We start from the raw sequence: 2,577 nt of genomic DNA, 5'->3' as shown, positions 1-2,577 counted from the left end.
CGCTGCCAGTTCCATCTCGCGCGCAACGCCATTCATCACGCTCCGAACGTCGAGAGCCGCAAGCGCATCGGAGCCGAGCTGCGCACCGTGTGGAATGCCAGCACGCTCGCCAAGGCAGAAACGGCCTTGGCAGAGATCGTCGCCAGCTATCGCACCTCTGCGCCGAAGCTGGCCGCATGGCTGGAGGAAAACGCGCCCGAGGGGCTCGCGGTCTTCACGCTGCCCGAGCACCATCGCCGCCGGCTGCGCACTTCAAACCCGATGGAGCGATCCGTCCAGCAGGAGCTCAAGCGGCGCACCGTAAAGGTCAGGGTCTTTCCCAGCGACGACGCTCTGCTGCGACTGGTCAGCGCCGTCCTCGTAGAGATCGACGAGAAATGGGCCTCCGAGACCAAGGCCTACATCAAATGGGAATGCCAGGATGCATGACCCGCTCTCAGCAGAATTTCCAGACCGCAGGTTGCTCTATCAGATTTTCCCTTACGCGGATAGCAAAGGGGATGTTGTTTCTATTAAGAAATTCAATCCATCCTGCGCCGACAAACTCACGATCGGCAAGCAGCAGACGGATGGTCGTCGCGGGAAAATTCGCGAGATATCGCTCCATCAGGGCGATGCGCATGTCGGTGTCGGAACACCCGCGGCCTTCGATCAGGCTCCAGACCAGGGGGACGCGGAAACGACGGGTGACGACTGCGAGCACGAGAAAGTTCACCTCGGTCTTGCCGATCTGCCAGTTGGTGCGGTCGAGCGCGAGCAGCCACGATTTGTTCAGGCCCAACAGCCGGACCAGAAGCGGGAGCGACCAGTCCTCGTCGAGATGGACGTGCTGGAAGAAGCGTTGCAACCGACGGTATGTTGACGAGGTCAGGGCCGATCCCGGTCGTTCGCAGGCAAGATGGCCGAGGTTCACGCTGCGCGCGCTGACCATGCCGATGACGATCATGCAAAGCGTCTCCAGACGGCTCTTGCTCAAGTCGAGATCTGGACGCAGAATATTCGTGAGGGCGGAGATGGCGTGGTGAAGCATCGGACGTTTCCTTGGTCGGAGTCGTCCAGTTGAATCCATCCAGCCGCCCTCAGCCAGCACTGTGTCGTGTAGTGTGACCTCCGCCGCCTTCTCGTGAATTATCCGGGTTAATTCGATGCTTTATCACTTGAGAGGTCGAACATGGCGGCAGTGGAAGTGACCTGCCACGGAATTTTCCCTCCACCGTCGATCAGAGTCCGGCCCAACCTGAGGACGGACAATGAAGCGAACGAGATTTACGGACGAGCAGATCATCGGCATCCTGGCCGAGCACGAGGCTGGCGCGAAGTGCGCAGACCTGTGCCGCAAGCACGGCATGTCGGAAGGCACCTTCTACAACTGGAAGGCCAAGTTCGGAGGCATGACGGTATCTGAGGCCAAGCGGCTGAAGAAGCTCGAGGATGAGAACGCGAAGCTGAAGAAGCTAGTGGCTGAACAGATGCTCGACCTCGCCGCGATGAAGGAGCTGGTTTTAAGAAAGTGGTAACGCCCGCTGTGAAGCGCGAGGCTGTCGCGCACCTGAAGGCCCTGCTCGGACTTTCGGAACGGCGGGCGTGTCGAATTGTGGGAGCGGATCGCACGATGATCCGCTATCAGGCGCAGCGCGCGCCCGATACGGAGCTGCGCGGTCGGCTGCGGGACCTGGCGAATGAACGTCGCCGTTTCGGTTATCGCCGGCTCTTCGTCCTCTTGCGCCGCGAGGGCGAACCTTCGGGGATCAACCGGATCTATTGGCTCTACCGTGAGGAAGGGCTGACGGTGCGCAAACGTAAGGCACGGCGCAAGGCTGTCGGGACGCGGGCCCCGATCCTGGTCGAGGCGCGGGCGAACGCGCGCTGGTCATTGGATTTCGCCACGACCAGTTCGCCAACGGCCAGCGCTTCCGGGTGCTCAACGTGGTGGACGACGTCACCCGTGAATGTCTCGCCGCGTTTCCGGATACCTCGATTTCGGGGCGCCGTGTCATGCGTGAACTGACGGCCCTGATCGAGCGCCGCGGGAGGCCCGACACGATCGTCAGCGATAACGGCACGGAACTGACCTGTAACGCCATCCTGCGGTGGTGCTCCGAGCACCGGATCGAGTGGCACTACATCGCGTCCCTGACCTGAGACCCGTATCTTCCTCCAGTTTGAGGTAGAATCCGCTCCAATTGAGGAGACGGATGATGAAGCGATCGAGGTTCAGCGAGGAGCAGATCATCGGGATGCTGAAGGAGCAGGAGGCCGGGATGTCTACGGCCGATGTCTGCCGGAAGCACGGGGTCAGCTCAGCGACGTTCTACAAATACAAGGCGAAGTATGGCGGGCTGGAGGTCTCGGATGCGCGACGGCTGAGGGCGCTTGAGGACGAGAATGGCAAGCTCAAGAAGCTCTTGGCCGAGGCGATGCTCGACAATGCCATCCTGAAGGATGTTGCGGCAAAAAAACGGTAACGCCCGGTGTGAAGCGGGAGGCGGTGGCGCATGTCGTGGCGGTCCACGGCGTGAGCCAGCGCCGGGCGTGCCAGGCCCTGGCCGTGGATCGGTCAAGCGTGCGCTATCGCAG

2 protein-coding genes and 2 pseudogenes are annotated in these 2,577 nt (G+C 61.4%); 3 read left to right on the top strand and 1 reads right to left on the bottom strand.

The annotated features are described in order from the left end of the window. On the top strand, positions 1-429 hold a 429-nt coding region (locus JSE7799_RS16430), incomplete at its 5' end, for a transposase (RefSeq protein WP_186201797.1). Positions 430-436: 7 nt separating this feature from the next. Here JSE7799_RS16430 and JSE7799_RS16425 read toward each other — a convergent pair. Beyond that, entirely contained in the window at positions 437-1,030 is a 594-nt protein-coding gene (locus tag JSE7799_RS16425) for a transposase (RefSeq protein ID WP_055664566.1), read from the bottom strand. 220 nt (positions 1,031-1,250) lie between these two features. Between JSE7799_RS16425 and JSE7799_RS16415 the strand changes: the two are divergent. After that, positions 1,251-2,130 (top strand): annotated as a pseudogene (locus JSE7799_RS16415) (IS3 family transposase); the annotation flags it as partial. Positions 2,131-2,198: 68 nt separating this feature from the next. After that, a pseudogene (locus JSE7799_RS16410) lies at positions 2,199-2,577 on the top strand (transposase); the annotation flags it as partial.

This window comes from Jannaschia seosinensis, assembly GCF_001408515.1.
Taxonomy (GTDB): Bacteria; Pseudomonadota; Alphaproteobacteria; order Rhodobacterales; family Rhodobacteraceae; genus Jannaschia; species Jannaschia seosinensis.
This window is presented reverse-complemented; position numbering and strand designations above follow the sequence as displayed.